The organism is Candidatus Spechtbacterales bacterium, from assembly GCA_040879145.1.
In the GTDB taxonomy this organism is placed as follows: Bacteria; Patescibacteriota; Minisyncoccia; order Spechtbacterales; family 2-12-FULL-38-22; genus JAWVZY01.
This window is the reverse complement of record JBBDKX010000008.1, coordinates 1-1,288: the sequence shown is the minus strand read 5'-3', so window position 1 is coordinate 1,288 and position 1,288 is coordinate 1. Positions and strand designations below refer to the sequence as shown.

Below are 1,288 nucleotides of genomic sequence, written 5' to 3'. Positions count from 1 at the left end.
TTTAATTTAGCAGAGACAACAGGTATTCTTTTATCTCCTCAGCTGTTTTTTCAGTACTTAGTTTTTCTCTGTACTCGGCATATGTGCAAATACGAATAGTACTGTAGCTTTTTCCCTCCTCTTCCATTGCATGGAAGTGTTCCCCGAAGTAGTCGCTAAGCTTGGCGTTGCTTCCTCCGTGTACGTAAATATCTATATCTTTTGCGACAAACCTCTCAGAAGAACTTGATGGCACAACAAGCACAGACCTCTTTGGTAGCCCGGCTATCTTTTCTATCTCCTTTTCCAATTTTCTAAGTTCTGACGGCTTTGAAAACACCTCGTGCCTTAAAAGCGACTCTATCTGATCTTCGGATACTCCGAATATTACCTGCGCCTTGTCCTTTCTTCTTTCTATTTCCGCGAATTTATCTACTTTAAGCGCTACGGCAGTTTTTGGCAGGTCCCGTTGCATAAAGTACTGCATCTGTTCGCGCACCGAGTCTCTCGTTGTATTCTCTAAAAGCCCCATAAGCCCAAAGTCTGTAAGAGCCCAAAATTCATTTTCTGTAAGATGTTCATGCTGAAGAAGTCCGTAAGTCATTCTTTGTACCATTCTTTGCGCTATGGCGGAGTTTTTTCTCAGGTACACGACTTTGTACATTTTGACGTAAAAATCCTGAAGCGCCTTGGCGTTTTCTATGGCTTTTTCATCTATCATTACCTTGCCGTCTATAAAATATGTATGGCGTGCAAGATATTCAACACCCGGTCTCTCTCCTATTGTGAAAACGGCATCGCGTGACAGATAGTCCAGCTTTTCGGCGCCCAGATTTTTATCGTGCACGGCTAAATACAAGGGGTTTGTGTGGTCAAAAAGTTCTTTGAATTTTTTAAAATCAGTACCTGTTTTTTCAACCGCGTCTTTTAGGCGGTTTACAATAAGTGCTCCATTTTCATCATGGTTTCTTCCCCAAAGCTCTGCCGTAACTTCTTCAATAACATGGGAAAAGGGCCCGTGTCCTATGTCGTGCCAAAGCGCGTAAGCAGTTATGAGTTCTGCCTCCTCTTTATTTATAAACCCTTTTTCCAGCCAGTGTGATGATAAATCTTGTGTTCGTTTGAACGCTCCTAAAGAGTGTTGTTTTCTGGTGTGTGTTGCCGCGGGAAAAAGAAAAGAAGTTACCCCAAGCTGGTATTTAAAACCCAGCGCCTGAAATTCCGGAGTGTCTATCATGGGCAGGTATCGTGTAATATCAATTAGCCCCCAAAGAGGGTCATATACGAGTTTTATATTTTTGTGATTGTA

1 protein-coding gene is annotated in these 1,288 nt (G+C 42.2%); it reads right to left on the bottom strand.

Features of this window, described 5'->3' with window-relative positions; translation table 11 throughout:
* Window position 1: 1 nt before the first annotated feature.
* Window positions 2–1,288: HD domain-containing protein (locus WDZ40_01175; protein MEX0877457.1), on the bottom strand; the 1,287-nt coding region annotated here is incomplete at its 5' end.